23 protein-coding genes are annotated in these 26,673 nt (G+C 63.3%); 14 read left to right on the forward strand and 9 right to left on the reverse strand.

Annotation, left to right across the window (positions count from 1 at the left end):
• The coding region (locus CWS72_RS28785; RefSeq protein WP_420824061.1) for a hypothetical protein at positions 1 to 112 on the reverse strand (112 nt) is incomplete at its 3' end.
• Positions 113 to 404: 292 nt separating this feature from the next.
• On the opposite strand from CWS72_RS28785, the gene ccmA reads away from it, so the two are divergent.
• The 9 genes from ccmA to ccmI all read left to right on the forward strand — a co-directional run bounded on the left by ccmA (position 405) and on the right by ccmI (position 7,594).
• Positions 405 to 1,079 (forward strand): heme ABC exporter ATP-binding protein CcmA, encoded by a 675-nt coding sequence (gene ccmA / locus CWS72_RS10435; protein WP_101250549.1) that lies wholly within the window; start codon positions 405 to 407, stop codon positions 1,077 to 1,079.
• Positions 1,076 to 1,741: a heme exporter protein CcmB gene (ccmB, locus tag CWS72_RS10440; protein WP_101250550.1), complete on the forward strand. Its 666-nt coding sequence runs from the start codon at positions 1,076 to 1,078 to the stop codon at positions 1,739 to 1,741. The genes ccmA and ccmB overlap by 4 nt, the downstream gene beginning before the upstream one ends.
• A 79-nt stretch (positions 1,742 to 1,820) precedes the next feature.
• Entirely contained in the window at positions 1,821 to 2,576 is a 756-nt protein-coding gene (locus tag CWS72_RS10445) for a heme ABC transporter permease (protein ID WP_101250551.1), read from the forward strand.
• 42 nt (positions 2,577 to 2,618) lie between these two features.
• Entirely contained in the window at positions 2,619 to 2,783 is a 165-nt protein-coding gene (ccmD, locus tag CWS72_RS10450; RefSeq protein WP_241911681.1) for a heme exporter protein CcmD, read from the forward strand.
• A 25-nt stretch (positions 2,784 to 2,808) separates the two neighbouring features.
• Positions 2,809 to 3,252, forward strand: coding sequence for a cytochrome c maturation protein CcmE (ccmE, locus tag CWS72_RS10455; protein ID WP_101250553.1), 444 nt, complete (start codon positions 2,809 to 2,811; stop codon positions 3,250 to 3,252).
• The gene (locus tag CWS72_RS10460) at positions 3,249 to 5,240 is read left to right on the forward strand and encodes a heme lyase CcmF/NrfE family subunit (protein WP_101250554.1); all 1,992 of its coding nucleotides are present in this window, start codon (positions 3,249 to 3,251) and stop codon (positions 5,238 to 5,240) included. The genes ccmE and CWS72_RS10460 overlap by 4 nt, the downstream gene beginning before the upstream one ends.
• A complete protein-coding gene (locus CWS72_RS10465; RefSeq protein ID WP_241911674.1) occupies positions 5,237 to 5,800 on the forward strand; it encodes a DsbE family thiol:disulfide interchange protein in 564 nt (187 codons plus the stop codon). Before CWS72_RS10460 ends, CWS72_RS10465 begins: the two co-directional genes overlap by 4 nt.
• A 2-nt stretch (positions 5,801 to 5,802) precedes the next feature.
• The gene (locus CWS72_RS10470) at positions 5,803 to 6,342 is read left to right on the forward strand and encodes a cytochrome c-type biogenesis protein (protein WP_420824062.1); all 540 of its coding nucleotides are present in this window, start codon (positions 5,803 to 5,805) and stop codon (positions 6,340 to 6,342) included.
• A 7-nt stretch (positions 6,343 to 6,349) separates the two neighbouring features.
• Positions 6,350 to 7,594, forward strand: coding sequence for a c-type cytochrome biogenesis protein CcmI (ccmI, locus tag CWS72_RS10475; RefSeq protein WP_101250556.1), 1,245 nt, complete (start codon positions 6,350 to 6,352; stop codon positions 7,592 to 7,594).
• A gap of 124 nt (positions 7,595 to 7,718) precedes the next feature.
• On the opposite strand, the gene CWS72_RS10480 is transcribed toward ccmI, so the two are convergent.
• The 5 genes from CWS72_RS10480 to CWS72_RS10500 form a co-directional block, all read right to left on the reverse strand.
• Positions 7,719 to 8,090 (reverse strand): hypothetical protein, encoded by a 372-nt coding sequence (locus CWS72_RS10480; RefSeq protein WP_101250557.1) that lies wholly within the window; start codon positions 8,088 to 8,090, stop codon positions 7,719 to 7,721.
• A 104-nt stretch (positions 8,091 to 8,194) separates the two neighbouring features.
• A complete protein-coding gene (gene pdxR, locus CWS72_RS10485) occupies positions 8,195 to 9,673 on the reverse strand; it encodes a MocR-like pyridoxine biosynthesis transcription factor PdxR (protein ID WP_101250558.1) in 1,479 nt (492 codons plus the stop codon).
• Positions 9,674 to 10,214: 541 nt separating this feature from the next.
• A complete protein-coding gene (locus CWS72_RS10490) occupies positions 10,215 to 11,909 on the reverse strand; it encodes an EAL domain-containing protein (RefSeq protein ID WP_158240587.1) in 1,695 nt (564 codons plus the stop codon).
• A 281-nt stretch (positions 11,910 to 12,190) separates the two neighbouring features.
• Positions 12,191 to 13,393: an ABC transporter substrate-binding protein gene (locus CWS72_RS10495; RefSeq protein ID WP_101250560.1), complete on the reverse strand. Its 1,203-nt coding sequence runs from the start codon at positions 13,391 to 13,393 to the stop codon at positions 12,191 to 12,193.
• A gap of 19 nt (positions 13,394 to 13,412) precedes the next feature.
• Positions 13,413 to 16,883 carry an FAD-dependent oxidoreductase gene (locus tag CWS72_RS10500; RefSeq protein ID WP_338056181.1) on the reverse strand — a complete coding sequence of 1,157 codons (3,471 nt, stop codon included), beginning with the start codon at positions 16,881 to 16,883 and terminating at the stop codon, positions 13,413 to 13,415.
• Positions 16,884 to 17,008: 125 nt separating this feature from the next.
• Between CWS72_RS10500 and CWS72_RS10505 the strand changes: the two genes are divergently transcribed.
• A complete protein-coding gene (locus CWS72_RS10505) occupies positions 17,009 to 18,088 on the forward strand; it encodes a COX15/CtaA family protein (protein WP_101250562.1) in 1,080 nt (359 codons plus the stop codon).
• Here CWS72_RS10505 and CWS72_RS10510 read toward each other — a convergent pair.
• Positions 18,033 to 18,878 (reverse strand): alpha/beta hydrolase, encoded by an 846-nt coding sequence (locus CWS72_RS10510; protein ID WP_101250563.1) that lies wholly within the window; start codon positions 18,876 to 18,878, stop codon positions 18,033 to 18,035. The two genes, CWS72_RS10505 and CWS72_RS10510, sit on opposite strands and share 56 nt — an antisense overlap.
• A 155-nt stretch (positions 18,879 to 19,033) precedes the next feature.
• On the opposite strand from CWS72_RS10510, the gene guaB reads away from it, so the two are divergent.
• Entirely contained in the window at positions 19,034 to 20,497 is a 1,464-nt protein-coding gene (gene guaB, locus CWS72_RS10515; protein ID WP_101250564.1) for an IMP dehydrogenase, read from the forward strand.
• A 46-nt stretch (positions 20,498 to 20,543) separates the two neighbouring features.
• Here guaB and CWS72_RS10520 read toward each other — a convergent pair whose 3' ends face one another.
• Positions 20,544 to 21,329: a DeoR/GlpR family DNA-binding transcription regulator gene (locus CWS72_RS10520; RefSeq protein ID WP_158240588.1), complete on the reverse strand. Its 786-nt coding sequence runs from the start codon at positions 21,327 to 21,329 to the stop codon at positions 20,544 to 20,546.
• Between the two features lie 98 nt (positions 21,330 to 21,427).
• On the opposite strand from CWS72_RS10520, the gene CWS72_RS10525 reads away from it, so the two are divergent.
• Positions 21,428 to 22,054 carry a TIGR00725 family protein gene (locus CWS72_RS10525; RefSeq protein WP_101250566.1) on the forward strand — a complete coding sequence of 209 codons (627 nt, stop codon included), beginning with the start codon at positions 21,428 to 21,430 and terminating at the stop codon, positions 22,052 to 22,054.
• A gap of 305 nt (positions 22,055 to 22,359) precedes the next feature.
• On the opposite strand, the gene CWS72_RS10530 is transcribed toward CWS72_RS10525, so the two are convergent.
• Positions 22,360 to 24,549 carry a TonB-dependent siderophore receptor gene (locus CWS72_RS10530; RefSeq protein WP_158240589.1) on the reverse strand — a complete coding sequence of 730 codons (2,190 nt, stop codon included), beginning with the start codon at positions 24,547 to 24,549 and terminating at the stop codon, positions 22,360 to 22,362.
• A 263-nt stretch (positions 24,550 to 24,812) separates the two neighbouring features.
• Here CWS72_RS10530 and CWS72_RS10535 point away from each other — a divergent pair, with 263 nt between their 5' ends.
• Both CWS72_RS10535 and CWS72_RS10540 read left to right on the forward strand, forming a co-directional pair.
• On the forward strand, positions 24,813 to 25,589 hold the full coding sequence (locus CWS72_RS10535; protein WP_101250669.1) for an ABC transporter permease: 777 nt from the start codon (positions 24,813 to 24,815) through the stop codon (positions 25,587 to 25,589).
• A gap of 21 nt (positions 25,590 to 25,610) precedes the next feature.
• Positions 25,611 to 26,666: an ABC transporter ATP-binding protein gene (locus tag CWS72_RS10540; protein ID WP_101250568.1), complete on the forward strand. Its 1,056-nt coding sequence runs from the start codon at positions 25,611 to 25,613 to the stop codon at positions 26,664 to 26,666.
• Positions 26,667 to 26,673 lie beyond the last annotated feature (7 nt).

A 26,673-nucleotide genomic window follows, 5' to 3' on the forward strand; every position in this document is an offset into this window, starting at 1 on the left:
GAGGGGCTTCCAACAACGCCACCAGAGCTTCCGTCTGCGACGCGCTCAGGGGCAACGGGGGAATGCCAAACGCGGCGCGTTCGGCGACATGTTGGCGATATGCTTCAAGCACGGCAAAATCCTCTCGATGAATGTTGCGAGTGATGTGCATGACCGATGGCTTCGTCCCGTTGCGACGAGATCGGGGGATTCGCTAGACCGCCACAGCTTTTCGGTATCGGAAAGCGGTACCATAGCACTCTTGAATGGCAGGTAAAACCTAAGAAAAATCGGGTTTTTCGGCGCGGGCCCCCCATCGGCGGTCGGATCCCGATTCCGCCGCCCGGTCGGCGGTTTAAGGGCGTCGTTCTGGAATCGATGGAATTTACTTGGCCTCTCCTGCGCTTTTGATATGTTGCGCAGCCATGACCAATGGCCATCCTCCCTCCACCTTTTCCGGTGAAAAGCTCGTCTGCATTCGCGGTGAACGCGTCGTCTTCACGCAACTTGGGTTCAGCGTCGCGACCGGTGAGGCGCTGCTGCTGCTGGGACCCAACGGAAGCGGGAAGTCGAGCCTGCTGCGTCTGATGGCCGGCTTGCTGAAGGCTGCGTCGGGGCATTTGTCGTGGAATGGCGTGCCCGTCCTCGAAGACCGCGAGGAGCACGCCGGGCGCATTCATTACGTCGGTCACCACGACGCCATCAAGCCGGTCCTGTCGGTGCGGGAGAACTTGCGTTTCTGGGCCCGCCTGCATGACCCCGAGGCCGGTGACGCCACGGCCGCCCATGCCTTGGAGCGGTTGGGTCTGACCCATCTGGCCGAGGTGCCGGGGAAGATGCTGTCCGCCGGACAGAAGCGCCGCTTGAATCTGGCCCGCCTGCTGGCGGCGCCGGCGCCGCTCTGGCTTCTCGACGAGCCGAGCGTGGCGCTCGACCGTGCTTCGGTGAAGGTTCTCGAAGGCATCATCGCTCAGCACCGCGCGGCCGGCGGCATGGTCATCTTGTCGACTCACGCCGACGTCGACCTGCCGGGAGCGGGGGAATTGCATTTGGATCACTTCGCCGCGCCGGCCGGCTCAATGGCGGGGGTCTGGGCATGAACCGTCTGTTCGAAATCGTCCGCCGCGATCTGCGCCTTGCTCTTCGTCAAGGCAGCGATAGCGTGATGGTGGTGACCTTCTTCGTGCTGACGGTGATTTTGTTTCCCTTCGGCATCGGTCCCGAAGCCAATATTCTGGAGCGGGTCAGCCCCGGTGTGCTATGGGTGACGGCGTTGCTGGCCTCGATGTTGTCTCTCGATCGGTTGTTCCAGGCGGATTATGAGGATGGCAGCCTGGAATTGCTGGCTTTGACCCCGACAGCATTGGAAGTGCTGGTGATCGGCAAGGTGATCGCCCATTGGTTGACGACGGGCCTGCCCTTGATGATCGCCGCGCCGGTGCTGGCGGTGCTTCTGCATATGAACGGCGACGGTTTCGTCGCCTTGCTGGTGACGATGCTGCTGGGTACGCCGACCTTGAGTTTGGTCGGCGCGATGGGGGCGGCTCTGGTATTGGGGGCCCGGCGTGGTGGCGTTCTGCTGTCGCTGCTGGTGCTGCCGCTCTACATTCCCGTGCTGATCTTCGGCGTCGGAGCCATCGACGCGGTCGTGCAGGGATTGGAGTCGGGGGCCCAATTGCTGGTGCTGGGCGGCATTCTGCTGGCGGCATTACCACTGGCGCCGCTGGCGGCGGCGGCGGCATTGCGTCAGGCTTTGGAATAAAAATACGCCGGCCTTCGCAATAAAAGGCCAGGCGTCAGCGTCTAGGCGGCAGGCGAACACTAGGGATGGATATTCGGTTATGCAGGGACTAGCGAATCCGGCTCGGTTTATGCGTTTGTCGAAGGTCGTGCAGCCGTGGCTGGCCTTGGCCAGCGTCCTTTTGATCGGTGTCGGCCTTTACTTCGCCTTGTTCGGTTCTCCGGCCGATTATCAGCAGGGACAGACAGTACGGATCATGTATGTGCATGTCCCGTCGGCCTGGCTCGGCATGGTCGGCTACACGACGATGGCCCTGGCCAGCGCGGTCGGTCTCATCTGGAAGCATCCCTTGGCCGATCTGGTGGCCAAGGCGGCGGCGCCGATCGGGGCCAGTTTCACCTTCCTTTGCCTGGCGACCGGCTCGCTGTGGGGAAAACCGATGTGGGGAACCTGGTGGGCCTGGGACGCGCGCCTGACCAGCATGTTGATTCTCCTGTTTCTCTATCTGGGTTACATGGCGCTGCAGAGCGCCTTCGATGATCCGGGGCGCGGTGCGCGGGCGGCTGCAATCCTGGCCTTGGCCGGATTCATCAATGTCCCGATCATCAAGTTTTCGGTGGATTGGTGGAAAACATTGCACCAGCCCGCCAGCCTGATGAAAATGTCGGGCCCGACGCTTCCCCCGTCGATGCTGACGCCCCTGTTGCTGATGGTGGCGGGTTTTACCTGTTTTTTTGTGGTGGTCTTGCTGCTTCGGGTCCGCGCGGAAATCATCGCCTCGAAAATTCGGGCGATTCGCTTGACGCAGATCCACGGATCGCACGAAAGCCCGCTCGCGGACCGGTTGGCCGGCTGAGGAGGCGCAAGGGTTATGGACAGCATTGCGACATTTTTCGAGATGGGTGGATATGCCCGCTTCGTCTGGCCGGCTTATGGGTTGGTTGGTCTGGTGACCGTGGGGCTTTTGGTGACGAGCCTGCGCACATTGCGGGTTCGGGAACGGGCATTGGCGGCTTTGCAAGAAGAAATGCCCGGCCGGCGAGGGAGAAGCAGGGATCTTTAAGATCCCTAAGGGAGAGCATAAGGCGATGACCCGCAAGCAACGTCGACTGTATTTCGTATTGCTGGGGATGGTGGCGCTGGGTGGCGCGGCGGCACTGGTTTTGACGGCGATGAACGACACCCTGGTCTATTTCTACACGCCGGCCGATCTCCAGACGAAACATGTGAGTCCGGATCGCCGGCTGCGCATCGGCGGGCTCGTCGAGCAGGGGTCGATCCAGCATCAGGGCGATGTGGTGCATTTCGTCGTGACGGACCTGACGGCGACGCTTCCCGTCGTCTATCGCGGTGTTCTGCCGGATCTGTTCCGTGAGGGGCAGGGCGTGGTGACCGAAGGCAAGCTGGACGGCCAGGGACTGTTCCACGCCAGCGAGGTTCTGGCCAAGCACGACGAGAATTACATGCCGAAGGAAGTGGCCGAGGCGATCAAGAAATCCGGCCAGTGGCAGGAAGAAGGAAAGAAGCCATGATCCCGGAACTCGGGCAATTTACGCTGATCGTGGCGTTGTTCGTCGCCATCGTGCAGTCGGTCGTGCCGATGGTGGGCGCGGCGCGGGGAGACCGGGCCTGGATGGAAATGGCGCGACCGGCGGCCTTGGCGCAGTTCGCGCTGGTCGTGACGGCCTTCGGCGCCTTGATGGCCTGTTACATCACCAGCGATTTCTCGGTGCTGAACGTGGTGCAGAACTCCCACACCGACAAGCCGCTGCTTTATAAGATTTCCGGCGTCTGGGGCAATCACGAGGGGTCGATGCTGCTCTGGGTGCTGATCCTGAGCGGCTATGGCATGGCGGTGTCGGTGTTCGGCGGCAATCTGCCGCCCGGCCTGCGCGCCCGCGCCCTGTCGGTGCAGGCGATGATCGCCTGCGGTTTCCTGCTGTTCATCCTGTTCACCTCCAATCCCTTCGCCCGCGTCGATCCGGCGCCGCTGAACGGCGACGGCCTCAATCCGCTGTTGCAGGATCCCGGCCTGGCTTTCCATCCGCCCTTCCTCTATCTCGGTTATGTCGGCTTCTCGATGGCCTTTTCCTTCGCCATCGCCGCCCTGATCGAAGGCCGGGTGGACGCCGCCTGGGCCCGTTGGGTGAGGCCTTGGACCCTGGTGGCCTGGTGTACCCTGACGCTCGGTATCGCCATGGGGTCCTGGTGGGCCTACTACACCCTGGGCTGGGGTGGCTGGTGGTACTGGGATCCGGTGGAAAACGCCTCCTTCATGCCATGGCTGGCGGGTACGGCGCTGCTTCATTCGTCGATCGTGGTCGAGAAGCGCGATACGCTGAAGGCCTGGACGATTCTCCTGGCCATCGTCACCTTCTCGCTGTCTCTGCTGGGGACCTTCCTGGTGCGTTCCGGGGTGTTGACATCGGTCCACAGCTTTGCCGCGGATCCGTCGCGCGGCGTATTCGTCCTGGGCCTTCTCGTGGTGGTGGCCGGCGGCTCTCTCACCTTGTTCGCCATTCGCGGACCGGGGTTGAAGGGGGGCGGCCTGTTCACGCCCCTGTCGCGCGAAGGCAGTTTGCTGTTGAACAATGTGCTGATGAGCACGGCGGCCGGAACGGTTCTGCTGGGCACGCTCTATCCGTTATTCGCCGACGCCCTCGACATGGGCAAGGTTTCCGTCGGTCCGCCGTTCTTCAATGCGGTGTTCATTCCCCTGATGGTGCCGATGGTGATGACCATGGCGGTCGGGCCGCTGCTGTCCTGGAAGCGGGGCGATCTGGCGGGGGCGCTTGGCCGGCTCAAGGTGGCCGGAGTGCTGACCGTCGTGGTGATGGTCGCGACTTGGCTTCTTGCCGGCGGAAGCGCCGGGCCGTTGTGGGCTGCGGGCGGTCTCGGCCTGGCGGCCTGGCTGTTCCTCGGCAGCCTGACCGAGTGGGCCGAGCGGGTGCGGCTGTTCCGCGCGCCTCCGGCTGAAACGCTGGAGCGGATCTTCCGGTTGCCCAGATCGGCCTATGGAATGCTGATAGCGCATGCGAGCGTGGCCATCATCATCGCCGGTATCACCGGGTCGGCCGCCTGGACCACCGAGAAGATCCAGGTGATGCATGTCGGCGATGTGGTGAGCGTTGCCGGTTACGATCTCCGGCTGGCGGGAATCCAGGACAACATTCCCGGGCCGAACTACGTGTCCCTGCGGGCTCACTTCAGCGTGACCCGGAATGGTTCGGCGGTGACCGAACTTTATCCGGAAAAACGGATGTACCGGCAACCGCCGCGGCCGACAACGGACGCGGCGATCCACACCAACTTCATCGGCGATCTCTATGCCGTGGTCGGCGATCCGGACGGAACGGGCGGCTTCGTTACGCGGGTTTACTTCAATCCGCTGGTTCCCTGGATCTTCATCGGGGCGGTGATCATGGTGATCGGCGGCCTGGTGTCGCTGACCGACCGCCGCTACCGGGTCGGCGCGCCGGTGCGAACGGCGCGGGCGGCCGCCGCGAAGGGACGGGCATGATGCCGAAGCGTTGGACCACGGTTCTGCCGCTTGCCGTTTTCGCGGTGCTGGTGGCGTTCTTCGGGTGGCGGCTGGTGCTGATTACCCGGGGCGACGCGCCGAACATGATACCGTCGGTGATGATCGACAAGCCGGCGCCCGGCTTCGATCTGCCTCCGCTGGTCCTCGACCGGCCGGGGTTGAAGACCGCCGATCTGGGCGGAAAGGTCACCCTCATCAACTTTTTCTCGTCCTGGTGCATTCCCTGCCGGGCCGAGCATCCCCTGCTGGTCGATCTGATGAACCAGTCAATGGTGCAAGGCAAGCTGTTGCTTGTGGGGATCGATTACAAGGACAGGCCGGAGGACGGCCGGGGCTGGTTGAGCCGGCTCGGTAATCCCTATCAGGCCATCGCCATGGACCGGGACGGCCGTGTCGGCATCGATTTCGGTGTCTATGGCGTTCCCGAAAGCTATTTGATCGATCGACAGGGGCGGATCCGCTACAAGCAGGTCGGACCGTTTACTCCCGATGATATCCGGGAGAAGCTGCTGCCGCTGGTCGCGGAGTTGAACAAATGAAAATGAGCGCTTTGCCGCGGGCGGTTCCGGGGAGGTTGCCGGCGAGACCGCCCGTCCGCTGGCTGGGCTGCCTGTTCGCAGTCCTGCTTCTATTGCCTTTCATGCAAGGGCCGGCCCGGGCGGTTCAGCCCGACGAGGTTCTGAAGGATCCGCAATTGGAAACGCGGGCCCGGGACCTGAGCAAGGATCTGCGATGCCTGGTTTGCCAAAATCAATCCATTGACGATTCCGATGCCGATCTGGCGCGCGACTTGCGTGTTCTGTTGCGCCAGCGGCTGGTGGCGGGTGATAGCGACGCCCAGGCCAAGCAATATCTGGTCGACCGTTATGGCGATTATGTGCTGCTGAAGCCGCCTTTCAAGACGACGACCCTGGTTCTTTGGTTGGGGCCGCTCGTTCTGCTGTTGTGCGGTATCTGGGTGGCGGTGGGATTCTACCGGCGCCGCGGGGCTGCCCAGGGGGAAACGGAAGCCAGCATTCCGTTGAACGAAGCCGAACAAAAACGGCTCTCGAAGTTACTGGCGAACGAAAGAAAGAGATGAGCTGGCGATGACGCTTTGGATATTGTTCTCCGCCGTAACCCTGGGAGTTCTGCTGATTCTGGTGGTTCCCCTGTTGCGGCGCCAGACGGCGGCCCCGGCGCGGATCGCCTATGACATCGTGGTCTATCGGGACCAGTTGGCCGAAGTCGAGCGCGATGTCGAACGTGGCCTTTTGAACGAGAGCCAGGCCGAGGCGGCGCGGACCGAAATCCTCCGCCGCATGCTGGCGGCGGAAGATGCCGAGTTGGCGGCCCCGCAGTCGGAATACCGGCTGGGTGGGGGGCGCCGGTTGCGTATGGCGACCGCCCTGGTGATCCTGATCGGCTTGCCGCTGGGGTCCTTCGGTCTCTATGGGATGTTGGGCGAGCCCTCGTTGCCGGGGCAACCCTATTCCAGCCGACAGGCGGATCCGGATCTCAAGATGACCGAGATGGCGGCCAATCTGGCCGCCGGATTGAAGGCCAAGCCCGAGGCCGACGGATTTGCCACGCTGGCCGAAACCTATTTCGCCTTGCGCCGCTACGGCGAAGCCGCCGACGCCTTCCGGCAGGCCATCACCATGGGTCTGATCGATGGTCAAATGCTGGCATCGCTGGGCGAATCGCTGACCTTGTCCAATAATGGCGAGGTCATTCCCGACGCCCGGACGGCCTTTCAGCAGGCATTGACCCTGGATCGCCAGGAGCCCCGGGCGCGTTTCTATCTGGGGCTGGCCAAGGCGCAGACGGGACATTTCGCGGAAGCGGTGTCGATCTGGCGCGACCTGGAAAAAGGCAGTCCCGGCGATGCGCCCTGGCTGCCCATGCTAAAGGAGCACATCGCCCTTTACGCCAAACAGGGCGGCTTCGATCCGGCCTCGATCAAGCCGATCCCACCGATGCCGGAAGGGGGGAAAACAGCCGAAGGTCCCAATCCGCACGCGGCCATGGGCATGGGGAGCACCCAGGCCGAAGGTGCGCCCAAAGGCCAAGTGGCCGGCTTGCCGGGCGGAGATGCTTCGGCGGCTATCCTGGCGCAAACTCCGGAAGAGCGGAAACAGACCGTCAAGGCGATGGTCGATGGGCTCGCCGCCCGGATGGAGCAGAATCCCAACGATATCGACGGCTGGGTCCGTCTGGCCCGGTCCTATCAGTCTCTGGGTGACCTGGGCAAGGCCCGCCAGGCCTGGTCGAAACTGCTCAATGTTTTGCCGCCCGACAGCCCGCTGCGGGCCGAGGTGGCCAAACAATTGGCCGAACTGCCGAAAGGCTGAGGTTCGGCCCCCAGGGGGCGGTAAGGAATCGAGAGACGACTTGGGGCCTGTCGCGAAATTATCGCTTCAGGCCCCAAGGTTTTATGCCCAGTCTCGATTGAGTCTTCCTCATCGAGACTGGGGATTACTTCGCGGCGACAACCTCGACGCCACCGATGAAGTAGACCTTCTCGAAGGTCCGATCGAGGGTCTTGCTGTGGTAGTTCGCCATCAGCATCCCTTCTGCCCAGCGGATGGCCGTGCCCTTTTTCAAATCGACGGCGGGAGCCGCCAGCCACTGATCGCCGGCGTCGCCATTGACGTGGATATAGACGTAACTGCTGGCCGGAATGGTCTCGAGGACGGTACCGGTATGGGTGGGGCCGGACGGAACGTTCTGTCCGATTGGCGGGTGTCCGGCGGGCATCTGCATGGGGCTCTGACCCGTGGGCATTTGCGCGACGGCGACCGCCATGGGGCTGAGGGTCAGCAGGGCGACAAGAAATGGCAGGCGCATGAAGCGGCTCCTTGATGGCTGAGAGACAATAAAAAGCCCGGCAGCGACGGAAGATGAAAGAGAGGGCCGATGCCTGGCCGGTTGGAAAGGAAGGTGCGTGGGCATCATCCGGTCGCCGCCCGGCGATGATCGCGAAGAGCCGCGGCCAATCCGGCGATGCCGTCGCGAATCTGGCGCTCTTCCAGCGAGGAGTAGCCCAACAGCAAGGCGTTCTCGGTGTAAAGGGTGGCGGGCCGTCCGCCGATTTCGCTCTCCGATACGGTATAGACTCCGATACCCCGCTGCCGGGCGGCTTCCTGAACGGCGGGCGCCGAAGGCAAAGAGGCCGGCAACAGCCAGGTCAGATGGGTCCCGGTATCGACGCCGGCCAACTGGACATCTCCAAAATGCAGGCGAAGAGCGGCGATCAGACAGTCCCGCCGTTCCAGATAGGTTTTGCGCACGCGCCGGAGATGGCGGTCATATTCACCCGAGGCGATGAACTCGGCCAGGACCATCTGTTCGAGCCAGGGGCTGCCGTTGTCGAGCAGCGTCTTCACCGCCACCGTCGAGGCGACAAGCTCCTGCGGGACGACCATGTATCCCAGGCGGAGGCCGGCTCCCAAGGTTTTCGAGAATGTGCCGGTGTAAAGAACCAGCCCGTAGGGGTCGAGGCTTTTGAGGGACGGCGGCCCCATGCCGCGATAGCGGAAATCGCCGTCGCAATCATCCTCGATGAGATAGGCCCCGGCGCCGCGTGCCCATTCGATCAAGGCCTCGCGGCGCTCGAGCGGCAGGGTGCCGCCGATGGGATTCTGATGGGACGGCGTCACATAGGCGAGTGAGGTCGAGCCGTCGGGCAAGGCATCGACGAGCAGGCCATGTTCGTCAACCGGAACTGGATGCTGGGTGGCCCCCAGGCTTTCGAACAAGAAGGAGGCTCCGGCGTGGCCCGGGGTTTCGATGACGACCCTGTCCCCGCGTTGCAGGAACAGGCGCGCGGCGATGTTGTAAGCCTGCTGGGCACCGGCGACGATGATGATCTGATCGCGGTCGACGATGATGCCGCGTTGGGCGGCCAGCCAATCGGCGATGGCGCCGCGCAGAGGATCGATGCCGGCCGACGGTGGCGGACGGCTGATGCCCTTGCCATAGCATTCCAGCACATGCTGGGTGATGCGCTGCCAGATCTTCAGGGGGAAGATCCGGAAATCGGGACCGCCCCAGAAATCGATCAAGGCCGGTTCGACCGGCTCCCCGACCGGCATGCGGCTCTGGAACAGCGGAGGGCGTAATTCCGTCTGCGGCAGGTCGTCGACCCGGTTGTCGTTGATCTGCGGCGCCGGGACCAGATCGGGCAGGACGGCGCAGACGAACGTTCCCACGGCCGGACGGGTTTCCAGGTAGCCCTCGGAAATCAGGCGTTCATAGGCGAGGAGAACCGTGGTGCGCGAGATGCCGAGTTTTTCGGCGAGAAAACGGGTGGCGACCAGACGGGAATTGGATTTCAGGCGACGCGCGATAATCAAGCCGCGAAGCTGTTCATAGAGCTGATTCTGCAGCGGCTCAGCGCGGTCTCGATCCAGTTCTATCGGTAAATGCATCCCTTCTGCCCCGCCCCGCCCTATTCTTTAGTTTAGTCTTTATTCCATCAAGAAGCAGTCCCGTGCGACCGGCCTCAAATTGACGACAGACCTTTACATTTCATTCTGAAACGACATCATGACACTAATTCAGAAAATAGAGATACTGACCTGGAAGACCATAAACTTATTTTCGGCTTCGCGCAGGTTTCTCCAATCTTTTTAAGACTAGGTTTCACCTCGGTGGATTGCTGGTGCGTAAGTGGCGGTGACGGGTGTCTGCCCCAAGGCAGCCGGATTGATACGCTGTGGTATTATAGCCACAAGCGATCGTGGTTTGGCAACATACTCGCCGTCTCGTCGTGCGGGGCCGGCGCCCCACTCCGCCCAGCCAGCCATAGCTTTTCCAACATGATGTGCCGATATCTGGAGTGTGTCCCAATTGCGCTGGGGTGTCTCCGATGGACATCGCAAGGAAGCGGTGCTTGAAATTTCAATTATTCCAAATGGTTCATGGCCAGCCCATGATACGGGCGGGCCTCAAAAACCTTATGGGGTCTTCTTAAAATTTTACGTTGGCCGCTTTGCGGAACAGGGCGCCTTGCGGCAGCGGCGAAAAGTCCTTGATGTCGGGGGACGGTTTTCCGAACAGGTAGCCCTGCACATAATTGCATCCGCAGTCGCGGCAAAATTCGAGGGTTTCCTCCGTATCGACCATTTCCGCGATGGTCTCGACGTTCATCCGCCGACAGAGTTCGGTCAAAGCCGAAAGGAAAGCCCGTCCCTTCATGGCTTTTTGGGCATTCTTGACGGCGGATCCATCCAGTTTGACCACATCGACGTCGAGCACGGAAAGATATTGGAAGGAGGCGGCGCCGGCCCCGAAATCGTCGAGGCAGACGTGATAGCCCCTGCCGCGCAGGGTCTGGATGAAGTTGTTGGCCGACTCGAGATCGCTCATCCGGGAGCTTTCGGTGATTTCGAACATCAGCTTGCCCTGCGTCCAGGGGTTGTCCTTGAGCAGCCACATGAGCGATTCGACATAGGCCGCCTTGCCGATGGAAAAGCCCGACACGTTTACCGCGACCCTGTATTTGTCGTTGTTGCGGGGAAACTTTCCCAGCCAGTCGATCACCTTGCGGGCCATGGCGAAATCGAACTCGTGGATCAGCCCGGTTTCCTCGGCGAAGGTGATGGTTTTGAAGGGCGATTCCCCGGGTTTGGCGTCGAAGCGGCACAAGGCTTCGAAATGATGAACTTCTCCCGAATTGATGTGGATGATCGGTTGCAGGGCGACGTAAAACTTGGCCTGCGCCACCACCGATTTGAAATTGTTGACCTCGATGATCGCTTCGCCGACCAGGGCGGACATGTTCGCCGCCAGATTTTTGATGCTGACCCCCTGGGTATCGGCTTCGCGGAATTTGGCGAGGGTATAGAGCAGTCCCTTGGCCAGGTCTTCTTCACTGACCTCTTCCGGTCCCATGGTCATGGTGGCCGATTCGACCTTGGCTCCCATCCCGGAAGGATCGATGCGCTGGGTCAGGACCTCGATCTGACGGACCATGTCGTCGACCTTGGTGCTTGACGCATGCAGGATCGAATATTGCCCGATTCCCACTCTCGCGGCGGAATCACCCCCGACCGAGTTCGCCTTGAGAAGATCGCCCACCGATTGCGTGAGTTTTTCGGAGCTCTGGACGTCGAGGCGTTCCTCGAGCCGTTTCATCGCCGGGATCGAGACCAGGGTGACCTGGGCGTTTTCCCCGGCCGCCTGGATTTTTTTCAGGCGGCCGGCGGCCAATTCGGCGAAGGATCCGCCGTCGTAAAGGCCGCCTTTCCCATCGCGTGGAACGCTAAGCGCCGTCGCCTTGTCGATCTCCCGGCTTTTTCTCAGGCCGAGAAACAGGTTACCCTCCTGGGGATCCAGGCAGTAGGCGGATAGCGAAACCCATAGCTGCTTGCCTTGCGGTCCGATGATCCGGATGACGTCGTCCTGGGATCGTCCCGTCTTCCTGATCTGTTTCAGAAGTTGTCCGACCAGGGGGACGTCCGCCGGGACCACCAGATCGCGGAAGCCCATTCCGGAGAGGGCTTCCGGCGAGCGTCCGAAAAAAGCCTGGGTCGCGCCGGCGGCGAACACGACGGTGAACTGCCGGTCGAGTTCGAACAGCAGGTCCGCCCAAGAGAAAGCCAGGGAAACATATCTGTCCCGCTCCGCCTTCAGCGCTTCCAGTCGCAGCAAGCTGTCGTTCACGCCGCCGTCCCCTCTCTCCCTTAGATTTTCTCCTTGCGCGATGTTTCCTCGCCCATCCATAGGAAGAAAATCATTTTATATTATTTACCAAAAGCTGTCTTGAAAAGCTCCCTTCACTCCAGGGTCATCGGGTGAACCCGACGACCCTGCTTTAAATTTTCCTCCCTCACGCGCCGGGCGGCGGACATCCGTCCGCCTCGGGGCACCGCTCAACGCGCCAACGCGACGAGAATCTCTCTCGGAAGAGCAACTCGCGCGCGTTCGCCCGATTACCCTGCCCATCAATCCGTTGCGCGCAACTTCCGGACCTCGTCGGCTGACGGTTGATATTTCGCGCCGTCGGCATAGCTCCAATCGATCATGATTCCGCCACCGTCGCGCAGGCTTGTTTTTCCCACCCAACTTCCCAAGGTTGCCTGGTGGTCGGATTTCCGGAAGGACACCGGGCCGACGGGGGAGGGGAAGGTCAGATCCTCGAGGGCGGCGATCAGTTTGTTGGTGTCGGTGCTCCCCGCCTTGTCCAGGGCGGCGGCGAGCGCCTTCATGGTTTCATAGCCGACGAGCGCCGCCATGCGAGGATCCTCGTCATAGGCGGCGACATAGGCGTCGATGAATTTCCGGTGTTCGGCTTCCTTGATGTCGTACCAGGGGTATCCGGTGACGATCCAGCCTTCCGGGGCTTCGTCGGCCAGCACGTCGAGAATTTCCGGTTCTCCGGTCAGGACGCTGACCACGGCGCGCTTGGTGAACAGGCCGCGGGCGCCTCCTTCGTGGACCAGTTTACCGAGGTCGCTGCCGAAGGTCGCGTTGAAGATGGCATCGGGTTTCGTCCGCTCGAGGGATTGGACGGTGGCTTCGCCATCCAGCGCCCCCAAAGGTTGCCATTGTTCGAAAACAAAGACGACGTCGGGGCGTTTGGCCCTCAGCAGTTTTTCGAAGTTGGCGACGACCGATCGCCCGAATTCGTAATCGGGGGCCACCGTGACCCACCGTTTGGCTGGCAGTTTGGCCGCCTGTTCGGCCAGCATGGCCGCCTGCATGTAGGAACTGGTCCGCATGCGGAAGGTGTAGCGGTTGCCATGCGCCCAGACGAGGTCATCGGTGAAGGGTTGGGCGGCCAGGAAAACCACCTTCCGCTGCTTGGCGAAATCGGCGAGCGCCAGTCCGATTTGCGACAGAAAGCTGCCGGTCAGCATGACGGCGCCCTCGCGCTCCGTCAGTTCAGCGGCGGCGGCAAGGGCCTGGGAGGTTTTTCCGCCGTCGTCACGCGACAGCACCTCCAATTTGCGTCCGCCGAGGACGCCGCCGTTCTTGTTGATTTCGTCGACAGCCAGTTGCCAGCCGTTCCGGTAGGGCACGGTGAAGGCCGGGATGACGCCATAGCTGTTGATTTCGCCGATCCTGACGGGATCGGCCGCCGGGGCGGGACCGGACGCCAGTCCCGCCATCAACAATCCGGCGAATGCGGTTGCCAGTCGCCTCATCCGCCGGAGGGTCTCCTCGTTATTGACGCAAGCCTGTCCGTCTGAGGCTGCGATCAATCCATTGACGGGTCAGTTTCTCCTGCACGGTATTCTGGCCGAGACGCTCAAGCAACCCCTTGAAATCCACCTGATCCAGCGGCTGGTCCTGGTTGGCGCAGGTGAAGACGACGATTTCCTCGCCCGTCTCCGGATCCTTGTGTTTTTGCAGGCACTGGGCGCAGATCTCCTTCATCATGCATTGCATGGGGGAATTGATCGAGCCGATAGCTTCGTGCCGGCGTTTCAGGTGGGGCGCCAGAACGCCGTGGCGGGCCTGGGCCACCGCATTCATCATGCGGTCGGACCCAATGGCGATGATGCGGTCGACGTCGCCCAGCGAAATGTCGATCTCTCCCAGGTGCCCCTCCGCATAGGCGGTCATCGCCTGCACGATGTTGCCGACGAAGGCCTTGTCCCGGGGGCGGCCCGGTATCAGGGCTTCGCCGCGGTCGACGCACCACACCACCTTGTCGGCGGCGGCTTCGATCTCCTCCACTTTGAAGCGGTCGACGGCGGATCTGTAGCCGGCGAAATAGAGAACCTGCGAGCCCGCCTGACGCAGCGCCTGGCCGATGGAGAACAGCACGGCGTTCCCCAGGCCGCCGCCGGCCAGCAGCACGGTTTCCCCGGCCGGGGTTTCGGTCGGCGTCCCGGTCGGTCCCATCAGCACCACGGGTTCGCCCGGTTGCAGACTCCGGCACAGATCGGAAGAGCCGCCCATTTCAAGGACGATTACCGAAACCAGGCCGGCTTCCTTGTCGACCCAGGCGCCGGTGAGGGCCAAGCCCTCCATGGCCAGGGTGGTGTCGCTGGTCTTCGCCGCCAGGGTCTCGAAATTCTGCAACCGGTAGAACTGGCCGGGCTGAAAGGCCCGTGCCGCCGCCGGCGCCTTGATCACCGCCTCGATGATGGAGGGGGCCAGACGCTCGACTTTGAACACGCTCGGGCGGAAGAGCCGGTTGAAGGCGGCCCGCACCTGTTCGGGCGGAACGGTGGCGGGGGATTGTTTCTCCAGGACGCGGCTGACCACCGGATATCCCTGCTTGGCGCTGGCCATCGCCGAGACGACATTGCCCGCGTAGGAGGGGTGCAGATCGCCGAAGAAGGAAACGGCCTTGTCGGCGTCGTGACCTTCGAGGCTCATCAGCACGCGGGGCGCGTCCGGCTTGGTCAGGCGTTCCGGGGTCACCGGTCGGCCTTCCTCGTCGACGGCCTGGAAATATTTGCCATCGAGGGCGATGCCCGATTCCTCGCGGGCGAGGACGGTGTTGGGTACGGTTCCCGCGGCGACGATGATGGCGCGCGCCGGCAGCGTGGCTTCGCCGCCGTCGGCCGTCTTGACGCGCAAGGCCTTGGCTTGGCCATGGGCGTCGATTTCGACGGCGAGCGGGGTCAGTTGCTCGGCGAAGCGGATGCCTTCCTCCAGCGCCTTGGTCACCTCTTCATGGTTGCGGTAGGCCGGGCTTTCGACCAGCCGCCGGCGGTAGGCGACGGTGGCGCCGCCCCACGAATCCAGCAGCGAATGCAGATCGGGCGTCCGGCCTTCGCGCAGCGCCGCCGCGCGTTCGGCGCGGACGGCCCGGGCATGGGCGAGGAATTCGTCGGCGATGGCCGCCTCGGTTTCCGTATAGGTCAGGCGAACCGCCTCCTCGCCGCGCTCGGCGACCAGCGCCTCATAGCGCGAGAGGAATTTTTCCACCTGGACCGGATAATAGGCGAGCGCCTCGGTGCAGGCGTCGATGGCGGTGAGACCTCCGCCGATCACCACCACCGGCAGGCGAAGCTGCAGATTGGCCAGGGTGTCGGCGCGCGCCGCGCCGGTCAATTGCAGTCCCATCAGGAAGTCGGAGGCCTGACGGACGCCGGGCGCCAGATTGTTGGGCATGTCGATGATGGTCGGCCGGCCGGCGCCCATGCAAAGCGCCACATGATCGAAGCCCATGGCAAAGGCGCCATCCAGGGTCATGGTACCGCCCAGGCGGATGCCGCCGGCCATGGTGAATTCGGCGCGGCGTTCCAGAAGCAGGCGGATGACCTTGAGAAAATTCTTGTTCCAGCGCACCGTGATGCCGTATTCGGCGACGCCGCCGAAGCCGGCCATCACCCGATCGCCCAGATCCTCATAAAGTTCCGAGATGTCACGGATGGCCCGGAAGGGAACGCGCTCGCCGCTGGTGGTGACGCCCGACAGGCTGTCCTGCAAGGGCTCGATCTTCAGGCCGTCGATGGCCACCACGGCATGGCCGTCATTCAACAGATGATGGGCCAAGGTGTAACCGGCCGGGCCCAACCCGACCACCAGCACCGAGCGTCCGCTGGCGGCCCTCGGCAGGGGGCGGCGAAGGTTGAGCGGATTCCAGCGGGTGAGCAGGCTGTAGACCTCGAAGCCCCAGGGCAGCTCCAGCACGTCTTTCAGAATGCGCGATTCGGCCTCGGGGATGTTGACCGGGTCCTTGTTGCCGTTGGTGTAGATGCAGCCGGTCATGCAGTCGTTACAGATGCGGTGTCCGGTACCCGCCACCATGGCGTTGTCGACCACCGCGACGGCCAGCGCCGCGACGGCCAAGCCCTGGCCCTTGACCTCGTGCATCTCGGAGATGCGCTCTTCCAGCGGGCAACCGGTCTGGGTGGCGCCCAGCGCCGTTTTGGCGAAGTCGCCGGTTTTCTTGTCCCGCATGCCCTTCGAGCAACTGTCCTTGCCCTGGTGATGGCAGAGAATGCAGTAATTGACTTCGTCCAGGGCCCCCTTGAGATCGCATCCCGGGTCGGTCAGGCCGAAGCCCTCGCGGTGGCGCAGCTCCCCCGGCGGAAAAGCGAATTGCGCGATACCGGCGACCGTTACGGTCTCATGGGGCACCAAATGCATGGGGTCATGCTTGGCGGGGGCCTTGAACAGGCGTCCGTCCCGGTGCCGGCTCTTGCCCGCCTCGCTCAGCAGGGCCCAGGCGGCGTAACGGGTGGACAGCTCCAATTGGGCGGCATGGTTGGCTTCGTCGTCGAGCCAGCCCATCACGCGGCGGGCGAAGTCAAGTTCATCCAACGGGCCGCCGAACAGGGTTTCGATTTCGGCTTCGAGCACCGCGCCGTCAATGGCGTCCGCCTCCGCCGGTTTCATCGCCTTCTGGGCGCGGCGCTGCACGAACAGGCGCTTGCAGGCGTAAAGCGGCGCCAGCGCGTCCTGACGGGCGGAAAGTTCGCCGATTTCCCCGCCGATGCCGAACAGCAGGCCGATGAAGTCGTTCAGATGCGGCGCCAGGGCGACCAGCAGATCCGCTTCCCCTTTCGCGTCGACCGGTGGTCGGGAGCGGGCGGCGAGCAGGCGCTCATGCAGGGAGGCGTCCGCTTCGGCCAGGTGTTGGAGGAAGGCGTGGTCGACTTTTCCGAGCCCCGTAGGGCTATAGAGATCCGCAAAGCCCAGGGAGAAGCCGAGCACGGGCTCGGTCAGTGCCATACCCATTCCAATCCTCATGATTATACACAAAAATAATAGTGCTATTTTGGCCCATTTTATTGGGCCTCGGGGATCCTACCTATAAAGGAAGCGGACGCGTTATTTCCAGTGTTGTGGGGAACAATATGCTGCCCAGCCATCTCCCGTCCTTGATCTTGAGCAACGGGGGGCTGCGGGACGATCGTCGTCCGGTTGGGGCATGGTTGCTGGTTTTGGCCGTGATGGTCCTGGTGATGGTTTGCTTGGGGGGCCTGACCCGCCTGACCGGGTCGGGCCTGTCGATGGTCGAATGGCAGCCCTTCACCGTGCTGCCGCCGGCGTCCGAGGAGGCCTGGAACGTCGTCTTCGCCAAATATCAGGCATCCCCTCAATACCGTCTGGTCAACGAGGGGATGACGCTTGCCGGGTTCAAGGGCATTTTCTGGCTGGAATACGTCCATCGCCTGTGGGGGCGGTTGATCGGCGCGGCATTTCTGCTGCCGTTCCTGTTCTTTCTGTCCACCGGCCGCCTGTCCCGGGCCCAGGCTCCGCAACTGCTGCTGCTCTTTCTGCTGGGGGGGGCCCAAGGCCTGCTCGGCTGGTTCATGGTGGCCAGCGGATTGGCCGACAGGCCGGAAGTCAGCCATTACCGGTTGACCGCGCATTTGCTGGCCGCCCTGGCCATCTACGCGGCCCTGTTATGGACTGCGCTCGCTCATCTCGATCCGCATTCGCGCCGGGATGGCGGGCGGGATGCCGGCAGGTTGCGCCGTCCGTTGTCGGTGCTGCTGGTCCTGGTGACGCTGACCATGGCCGCCGGCGGCCTGGTCGCCGGCCTGCGCGCCGGCCTGATCTACAACAGCTTTCCCTTGATGAACGGGGACTGGTTCCCCGGCGAGGCCTTCGACATGACACCCCGCTGGGTCAATTTTTTCGAAAACCATGCCCTGGTTCAGTTCGACCACCGTCTGCTGGCCATGCTAACCTGGGCGGCGGCGGTGGCGTCATGGCTGCGGTCGCGACGCTTGGAAATCGACCGGGCCCTGCGGCGACGGCTTCTGCTGGTGCCGCTGGCGGCCACGCTGCAAGCCGGTCTGGGCATCTCCACGCTGTTGGCGATGGTGCCGGTCGGTCTGGCGGCGGCCCATCAGGCCTGCGCCTTCCTGCTGGTCAGCGCGATTCTGTGGGCGGCGCACGGCGTCCGCCGCGTCGGGGCTCCTTCGTGACCCCCTTTTCGCCCAGCCAGGCGATGATCGCGTCGGCGGTGGGCTGCCACCAGGCCGTATCGAGCATCAGGCCGTGGGGCGCACCGTGCAGGATCTGGAGATCGCCCCGCAGGAAGGTGGCGGTTTCGCGGAAAGCCGAGGTGGGCAGGAAGACGTCGGCGTCGCCGCCGAGCACGAGGACCGGCGGCAGCGGGTGGTCGGCCGACAGCTTCGGCTGGTCCGGGCAGAGCAGATCGGCGCTGATCCGGTGCGATTCGGCTTGCAGTTTGGGCATCAGATGGCGGACGGCGTCCGGCGGTGTCTGCCTGGTGAAGAAGGCACGGTGAATGACGTCGGTCGAGATGGCTTCAGGCCCCAGGCTTTGCAGCAGCCCCAGTTGCCAAAGGACGTCGGGGGCGAACATCGACATATGCATGGCCGACGAGCCCAGCCCGCTGGGCGGCAGGCTGCCCAGCAGCACGGCCGCCGCCGTCGGGCGGGAGACCAGATAATGCTGGGCGATCAGACCGCCCATCGAATGGCCGATGACGATCGGCGGGCCGTCCAGTTCCTCGGCGGCGCTGGCGACGTCGGCCAGGTAATCGGCCATCGAAGCCCAGGCCAGCGCGCCTTCGCTGGCGCCATGACCGCGCAGCGAGAGGGCAAGGCCGGAAAAACCCCGCTCGGCGAAATAGGGCATGAATTTTTCCGTCCAGACCCAGGCTCCGCAATAGGAACCGTGAATGAACAGGACCGGCGGGTAATCCGGTCCCGGACGGGGTGGCTGGCAGCGGAAGATTTCGAGCTTCATTCCACACCTCTCGCCGAAGGGCTTTCCATCACTATAAGCGAGCGAGGGCAATCGGGTGAAGCCGATTGCCCTTAAAAAGAGGGGCTGCTGTGCCTTGCGGGGACACCCATAATGTGTATGATGTGCCGCCAATCCCGATCACCCCCGGAGGCGGCATGCAGATCAAAGAAGCCCTGACCTTCGACGACGTGCTTCTGGTGCCTGCCGAATCGAGCGTCCTTCCCGCCCAGGCGAACACCCGCACGCGTCTCACCCGCACCATCGAACTGGGCATTCCGCTGATCTCGGCGGCGATGGATACGGTCACCGAAAGTCGTCTGGCCATCGCGTTGGCGCAAGCCGGCGGCATCGGTATCATTCATAAGAATTTCGACATTGCCGGTCAGGCCGAGGAAGTGCGCCGGGTCAAGCGGTTCGAATCGGGCATGGTGGTCAATCCTGTCACCATTCATCCCGACCAGACGCTGGCCGATGCCCTGGGTTTGATGGCCGAGCATAAATTCTCCGGTTTTCCGGTGGTCGAGGATGGAACGGGCAAGCTGGTCGGTATCCTGACCAACCGGGACGTTCGTTTCGCCACCAACCCCAATCAGAAGATCGCCGAACTGATGACCAAGGACGGATTGATCACCGTCCGCGAAGGCGTGCCGCCCGAGGAGGCGAAGCGCCTTTTGCATCAGAACCGGCTGGAGAAACTGCTGGTGGTCGACGACGCCTTTCGCTGTATCGGCCTGATCACCGTCAAGGACATGGAAAAGGCGCAGGCCTATCCCATGGCCTGCAAGGATGAAAAGGCCCGCCTGCGGGTCGGCGCCGCGGTCGGTGTCGGCGCCGACGGCATGGCCCGCGCCGAGGCGTTGCTCGATGCCGGCGTCGACGTGCTGGTCGTCGATACGGCGCATGGGCATTCGCGCGGCGTGGTGCAGACCGTCGCCGACATCAAGAAGCGCAGCCCCAACGCGCAGGTCATCGCCGGCAATATCGCGACGCCTGAGGCCGCGCGGGCTCTGATCGGGGCGGGCGCCGACGGGCTTAAGGTCGGCATCGGTCCCGGCACCATCTGCACGACCCGCGTCGTCGCCGGTGTCGGCGTGCCGCAGTTGTCGGCCATCATGGAAGTGGCGGAGGAGGCCAACAAGAACGGCATTCCGCTGATCGCCGACGGCGGCATCAAATATTCCGGCGACGTCGCCAAGGCCATCGCCGCCGGTGCCGCCTGCGTGATGATCGGTTCGCTGTTCGCCGGAACCGAGGAAAGCCCCGGCGAGGTCTTTCTCTACCAGGGACGTTCCTACAAAAGCTATCGCGGCATGGGGTCGCTGGGCGCGATGGCCCGCGGATCGGCCGACCGCTATTTCCAGCAAGAGGTCAACGACACCCTCAAACTGGTGCCGGAAGGCATCGAGGGGCGCGTCGCCTACAAGGGGCCGGTGGGAACGGTGATCCATCAGCTGGTCGGCGGACTGCGGGCCGGCATGGGATACACCGGCAACGCCACCATCCCGGAGATGCAGACCCGTTGCGTGTTCCGTCGCATCACCCAGGCGGGCTTGCGGGAAAGTCACGTTCATGACGTCGCCATCACCCGTGAGGCGCCGAACTACCGCAACGAGGGGTGATTTTGTTTTCCCTTGCCGCCGGCTTGTCCGCCGGCGGCAAGGGCTGTCACACGATGATGGCCTGGCAGGCGCCCATGTTCGCCGCGACGTCGGCGGGCAGGGGGGCGTCGGTCACCAGGGTGGCGAAATCGCCGAGCGATCCGATGCGGGCCACCGCATGACGATTGAACTTGGTGGAGTCGGCCACCAGGAACGACCGCCGAGCCGTGGCGGCGACCAGCCGTTTCACGGCGATCTTGTCGATGTCGTAATCCAGGACCGAGCCGTCGGCCTCGATGGCCGAACAGCCGATCACCGCCACATCCACCTTGAACTGCTGCAAGGCCGCGCGCGTCAGTTCGCCGACCAGCGATCCGTCGGCACCGCGGAGCGATCCGCCGAGGACGAAGGTCGAGCAGGTACCGTTTTCCTGGAACATCCGGGCACTGTTCAAACTGTTGGTGACGATTTGTAGGCCCTTGCGCCCGGCCAGGGCCTGGGCGACGGTTTCCACCGTGGTGCCGACGTCGAGAAAAACCGACGATCCTTCGCCGATGCGGGCCGCCACGGCGGCGGCTATCCGGTTCTTGGCGTCGCGCGCCAGGGCGCTTTTCCCGTGATAACCCAGGCGCACCCGGCCCTCGGGCAAGCCGGCGCCGCCATGGAAGCGCTGCAGATGGCCGGAAGCGTCGAGCCGGATGATTTCGCGCCGGACGGTTTGCATCGAGACGCCGAGATGGCCGGCCAATGTCTCGATGGTCACGTAGCCCTGCTCTTCGATCCAGCTCAGGATGCGTCTTTGTCGAGCGGTCATGTCGTCGAACGGTGGTGTCATGATTGCCGGAGCGCTCACCCGATTATTCTGAAGGCTTTCCCGTGAAGGGTTGCGTTCATCTGTAAATTATCTTACACGCTTTCTTCCATGGGATTAAGTCCCCAAGGAGAACTAAAGTGTCGTCCCTCACCTTGAGCCGGTCCGCCGGAATGCTCTATTCCGGAAATCATCGCTTCGACGCCTGGAGCCGCACCTGGGTCGAGGCGGGCTCCCTACCCTCCGACGGTCAGTCCGTCACCCCCCGCGAGGCCATTCGCTGGCTGTCGGTGGAGGGGGGCGCGCGGTCGCTGCCGGTCGCCGTGGTCGGTCCCCGCAATGCCAATGCCCTGCAGGTCGAAACGGCCGAGGCGATCGGCCGGTCGGTGGCGGAGTTGGGGCTTCCGCTGTTGACCGGCGGGCGCAAGGGCGTCATGGAAGCCGCTTCGCGCGGGGCCTTCAAGGCCGGCGGGCTGACCATCGGATTCATTCCGGACGAGGACTGGCGGACGGCCAACCCCTATGTCCGCCTGCCGTTGGCGACCGGCCTGGGGCCGGCGCGCAACGTGCTGATCGCCCGGTCCGCCGAGGCGTTGATCGCCGTCGGCGGGGAATATGGAACCTTGTCGGAAATGGCCTTCGGCATGCATTTCGGCAAGCCGGTCTTCTCATTGTGCAATGCCCCGTCGGTGGCCGGTGTGACCGTCTGCACCGACGTCGAGGAATGCGTGACCCTGCTGGCGGAAAGCCTGTTGCGCTCCCATTGACCGGCGGCGAAAGGGAACAGGGCGGGGCTACAGAATTCACATATCTAAAATTTCGTAGTTTTATCAGTGCATTGCCAGCCTTGGATAAAACAGTGGCACCGGCCTCCGTGCCGGTGATCCGCCGGCAGGCGGACCCTTTCCGACTCCCGCCGGAACACCGGCAGGGACGCCGGTGCCACTGAGGAATTTCTTCGTTTTTGGCTCGCGAACGACAGATTTTTCTCCACCGAAAAATCAAAGATGTGTGAATGCCGTAGCGGGGCGGGGAGGGCCGGATAGCCTTCTCCCCTGACTCTATTTGCTTCCTACCAACGGTAATGCAGTCCCGCGACCACGGTGCGCTGATAGCCGTAGGCGCACCAATTGCTCGATCCCGTCGAATCGCCGTAATAGCACGACGCCACATATTTCTGATCGAACAGGTTCTTGCCGTTCACATAGATGTCGGCTCCGGCAAGCAGCGGGTTCAGCTTGCCGAGATCGTAGCGCAGCGTGGCGTCGAACAGAGTCGTGCCGTTGACCAGGAAGGTGTTGGCCGTGTTGGTCGATTCGTCGAAGAAACGGACGCCGCTTCCGATGTCGAGACCGTCCAGGGGGCCGGACGAAATCCTGTAGTCGGCCCAGGCGGATGCGGTGTTGTGGGGGATGCCGGCCAGGCGCTTGCCGGTCAGGCCCGTATCGTCTTGCAGATAGCGGGTGTCGAGATAGGTGTAGCTGGCCAGCAGGTTGAGATTCTTGACGATCTCGGTCTTGCCTTCGAATTCGACGCCCTTCGAGCGCGCCCGGCCGCTCTGGACGTAACCCAGCCCGGAAACGTAGGTCGAGAGGTTGGAGCGCGTCAGCTGGAAGACGTCGGCGGTGAACAGGGCATTCATGCCGGTGGGCTGGTATTTGACGCCGGCCTCGTACTGCTCGCCGCGTTCCGGATCCAGCGCCTTGCCGGTCACGGCGTCGATGCCGGATTGGGGAACGAAGGACTGCGAAAAGCTGACGTAGGGGGAAACGCCATTTTCGAAGAGATAGCTTAAGCCCGTCCGACCGGTGAAGGCCTTGTCGAACTGCTTGGCGCCGGTGGTCAGCGTCTTCGATTCCGCCCAGTCCTGGCGCCCCGACAGCGTCAAGGTGAAGCCGGCCAGCTCCACCTGGTCCTGCAGATAGGTTCCCACCTGGTCGCTGGCCATGCTGGTCTTGCTCAAATCGGCTGCGGGAATGCCGGAGACGTAATATTGGGGCGCATAGACGTTGATCGACGGAACCGAGCTGTAGACGCCGCCCGTCCAATAGGAGGTTTTCATCGTCTGGAAATCGGCGCCGCCGACGACGGTGTGATGCACCGGTCCGGTGGCGAACTTGCCCTGGAGACGGTTATCCATGGCAAAGCTGTCCGCATTGTCGTTCGAGGCGTAGACGTTGCGGGTGAGCGTGCCGTCGCTGTCCACCGCGCCGGTCCCGTAGATCGACTGGTATTTCTGTTCGGTATGAAACCAGCGGCCGTTCATCTGTAATTTCAGCGGCTGGGCCAATTGGCTTTCCATCTGATAGCCGATGGCCGTCTGGGTGCGGACGAAACGGTCATAGCCGGGATCGCCGTCGAAGAAATTCGCGGCGATCGAACCTTTCCGCGCGGGCAGGACCGATCCCGATACCGGGATGGTGCCGTAGGGACCGGCCGCCGGGTCGAACTGATAAAGGGCATAGAGATTGATGCTGGTGTCCTCGCCGGGCCTCACGGTGAACGAGGGCATGACGCCGACGCGCTGGTTCTGGGTATATTTCTGCTGACCATCCTCGGTCAGGCCGATGCCAACGATGCGATAGAGCAGGCGGTTGTTGTCGGTGACCGGCCCCGACATATCTATGGTGCCGCGCAGATGGCTGAAGGTGCCCCCTTCGATGCCGATCTCGTGCTGGGGCGTGTCCGTCGGCATCTTGCCCTGCTGATCAACGACGCCGCCGGCGTTGGCCTGGCCGTAGAGCGCCGAGGAGGTTCCCTTCACGACGTCGATCCGGTCCATGAAATAGGGGTCGACCTGCGGCAGGATGTAATAGCCGTTGCCCTGGAGCTTGAGGCCGTTCCAATAGGTGTCGGCGTCGAAGCCGCGGACCTTGAACATGTCGTAGCGGCTGCCGATGGATCCCCGTGTCTCGGGCGTCACCCCGGCGGTGTAACGCAGGGCGTCGTTCAAGGACTGCGCATTCTGTTCGGTCATCTGATCGCGGGTGATCACCGAGATCGCCTGCGGCGTCTCCAGCAGGGAGGTATCGGACTTCGTCCCGGCCGAGCTTTTGGTGGCGACATAGCCGTTGGTCCCCGATGCCGCGCCGAAGCCGTCGGCATCTCCCTGGACCAGCAGCGATGGTAAAACCGTTGCGGAATCCGTTGAAATCGCACTGCCTGCGGTCGTCTGAGCCTGAGCGGCCGCCCCCATCCCCGACAAGGCGAGCAATCCCATCGCCGCATGACGCCAGGTAATGGTCTCCAATCTTCTTTTCATCAAACCAGCTCCCCAATCGATAATGAGAATCATTATCATAATCGAAAGGGGGTTATGCCTCATCGTCGGCCCGGGGAAAAGTGATTTTCGAGACGAGGGTTCGAAAGTCGAGAGAACCCGCGCGTCGTTCCGGTTGGGACCGTCCATCCGGCTCCGGGCTTTCCCGGCGCCTCGTGACGGAGCAGGTTTCATGGAACAATCACGCAGCCCAGATGGAAGATATCTTACAAATTCTTCCGTTCCGATTCCGAAGCGGCGAGTCCATGGCTGTCCTGACCTGTCTTTATCTGATCTATCTGGTGGCGCCCATCGCCCTGCTGCTGCTCGGCTCGTTCGGCGGCGTCTGGGCCAACAGCATGCTGCCCTCGGGCGCGACGCTGCACTGGTATGGCGCTCTTCTCGATGATCCCAGCCTGAGCCGGGCTTTCCGGACCAGTCTCACGGTAGTCTCGGCGACCTGCGTCATCGACGTGGTGATCGGCCTGCCCGCCGCCTACGCCTTGCATTCGCAAGCCAGCAAGAGCGTTCGTTTCGCCGGCCGCCTGATCAGCCTGCTGCCGGTGGCGGTCCCCGAGCTGACTCTGGCCTTCGGCTTCATTCTTTTGTTTTCCACCGACACCCTGCCCTGGCTCGGCACCTCGTCGCTGCTGATCGCCGGCCATGTCGTCCTGACGCTGCCCTATCTGCTCAATACCCTGCTGGCCGATATGGAACATCTGCGACTGGCCGAGCTGGAAATGGTGGCCGGCTCGCTGGGGGCCGGTTTCGGCAACCGTTTCTTCGACATCGTCGTGCCGACTCTGCGCCACAGCGTGCTGTCGGGGCTGATTACCGTCGCAGCCCTGTCGATCGGGGAATTTCAATTGTCGAATCTGGTCTCGGGATTCCTCAACCGAACCTATCCGACCTTCCTGTTGCAGGCCTTCTACGGCGCCACCGGCTTCGCCTGCGCCGCCACCGTCGTGTTGCTGTCCTTGGCGCTGGCCGCCGCGGTGGTTGGCGCGCTGGTCGCCCGGGCCGGTGGTTCGGCCCGCACCTGATCCGAGAACATAAGGGACACCATGGCCATCTCCTTCCAGAATGTGACCTATCGCTATCCCGGCAGCGAGGTCGGCGTTTTCGGCATCGACCTTGAGATCGAAGACGGCGAACTGCTGGTGGTCATCGGCCCGTCGGGGTCCGGCAAGACGACGCTGCTGAAGCTGCTGGCGGGCTTCCTGGAGGCCCAGTCGGGCCGCATCCTGGTGGATGGCGAGAGCGTGAGCGGATTGCCGCCGCACCGGCGCAATCTCGGCATCGTCTTCCAGGCTTATGCCCTGTTCCAGCATATGACGGCGGTGCAGAACGTCGCCTATCCGCTGAAGGTGCGGGGCGTTCCCCGGGCCGCCCGCCTCGAGCAGGCGCGCCGCGCCCTGGCCAGGGTCGGCCTCGATGGGTTGGGCGGGCGGCTGCCGGCCAACCTGTCCGGCGGCCAGCAGCAGCGCGTCGCCCTGGCCCGCGCCCTGGTTTTTTCGCCCCGCGCCCTGTTGCTGGACGAACCTCTGTCGGCGCTCGACGCTTTCCGCCGGGCCGAGATGCGCGACGAGATCGCCCGCGTGCAGCGCGACGCCGGCATCGCCACCCTGCATGTGACGCATGACCTGGAGGAAGCCATGTCGATCGGCGATCGCGTCGCGGTCATGCATGGTGGGCGGCTGTTGCAGGTGGCGGCGCCGCAAACCCTCTATGACATGCCGGTCGACCGCCGGGTCGGCGCCTTCGTCGGCAAGGCCAATCTGTGGGAGGCGACGGTCAGCGCGCCCGGCTGGATCGCTTCTCCCGTCGGCGCCCTGGCCTGCGACACCACGGGTTTCGCTCCCGGTTCTTCCGTCACCGCCATGGTCCGGCCGGAGCGCATTCTGCCGCTGGCCGATCCGGCCGAGGCGAAGGCGGACGGCGTGGTGCTCGCCGGTGCCGTGAGCCTCGATCGCTTTGCCGGTCCGATCCGCCGTTTCGACATGGGCGTCGGCCAATCCGTCGTGCATGGCGAGACCGCCGGCTATCGGGGGCCGATCGCCGCCGTTCAAATTCCATCGGAAGCGATCCGCCTGCTTCCGCCTGAAACCGTTGACGCTTAAGGGAGTG

This window comes from Telmatospirillum siberiense, from assembly GCF_002845745.1.
GTDB lineage: Bacteria > Pseudomonadota > Alphaproteobacteria > Rhodospirillales > Magnetospirillaceae > Telmatospirillum > Telmatospirillum siberiense.

Coding starts and splice junctions, on each gene's coding strand:
- ccmA (WP_101250549.1), top strand. CDS start 405: ATGACCAATGGCCATCCTCCCTCCACCTTTTCCGGTGAAAAGCTCGTC.
- ccmB (WP_101250550.1), top strand. CDS start 1,076: ATGAACCGTCTGTTCGAAATCGTCCGCCGCGATCTGCGCCTTGCTCTT.
- CWS72_RS10445 (WP_101250551.1), top strand. CDS start 1,821: ATGCAGGGACTAGCGAATCCGGCTCGGTTTATGCGTTTGTCGAAGGTC.
- ccmD (WP_241911681.1), top strand. CDS start 2,619: ATGGGTGGATATGCCCGCTTCGTCTGGCCGGCTTATGGGTTGGTTGGT.
- ccmE (WP_101250553.1), top strand. CDS start 2,809: ATGACCCGCAAGCAACGTCGACTGTATTTCGTATTGCTGGGGATGGTG.
- CWS72_RS10460 (WP_101250554.1), top strand. CDS start 3,249: ATGATCCCGGAACTCGGGCAATTTACGCTGATCGTGGCGTTGTTCGTC.
- CWS72_RS10465 (WP_241911674.1), top strand. CDS start 5,237: ATGATGCCGAAGCGTTGGACCACGGTTCTGCCGCTTGCCGTTTTCGCG.
- CWS72_RS10470 (WP_420824062.1), top strand. CDS start 5,803: ATGAGCGCTTTGCCGCGGGCGGTTCCGGGGAGGTTGCCGGCGAGACCG.
- ccmI (WP_101250556.1), top strand. CDS start 6,350: ATGACGCTTTGGATATTGTTCTCCGCCGTAACCCTGGGAGTTCTGCTG.
- CWS72_RS10480 (WP_101250557.1), bottom strand. CDS start 8,090: ATGCGCCTGCCATTTCTTGTCGCCCTGCTGACCCTCAGCCCCATGGCG.
- pdxR (WP_101250558.1), bottom strand. CDS start 9,673: ATGCATTTACCGATAGAACTGGATCGAGACCGCGCTGAGCCGCTGCAG.
- CWS72_RS10495 (WP_101250560.1), bottom strand. CDS start 13,393: ATGAGGCGACTGGCAACCGCATTCGCCGGATTGTTGATGGCGGGACTG.
- CWS72_RS10500 (WP_338056181.1), bottom strand. CDS start 16,883: ATGGCACTGACCGAGCCCGTGCTCGGCTTCTCCCTGGGCTTTGCGGAT.
- CWS72_RS10505 (WP_101250562.1), top strand. CDS start 17,009: ATGCTGCCCAGCCATCTCCCGTCCTTGATCTTGAGCAACGGGGGGCTG.
- CWS72_RS10510 (WP_101250563.1), bottom strand. CDS start 18,878: ATGAAGCTCGAAATCTTCCGCTGCCAGCCACCCCGTCCGGGACCGGAT.
- guaB (WP_101250564.1), top strand. CDS start 19,034: ATGCAGATCAAAGAAGCCCTGACCTTCGACGACGTGCTTCTGGTGCCT.
- CWS72_RS10530 (WP_158240589.1), bottom strand. CDS start 24,549: ATGAAAAGAAGATTGGAGACCATTACCTGGCGTCATGCGGCGATGGGA.
- CWS72_RS10535 (WP_101250669.1), top strand. CDS start 24,813: ATGGCTGTCCTGACCTGTCTTTATCTGATCTATCTGGTGGCGCCCATC.
- CWS72_RS10540 (WP_101250568.1), top strand. CDS start 25,611: ATGGCCATCTCCTTCCAGAATGTGACCTATCGCTATCCCGGCAGCGAG.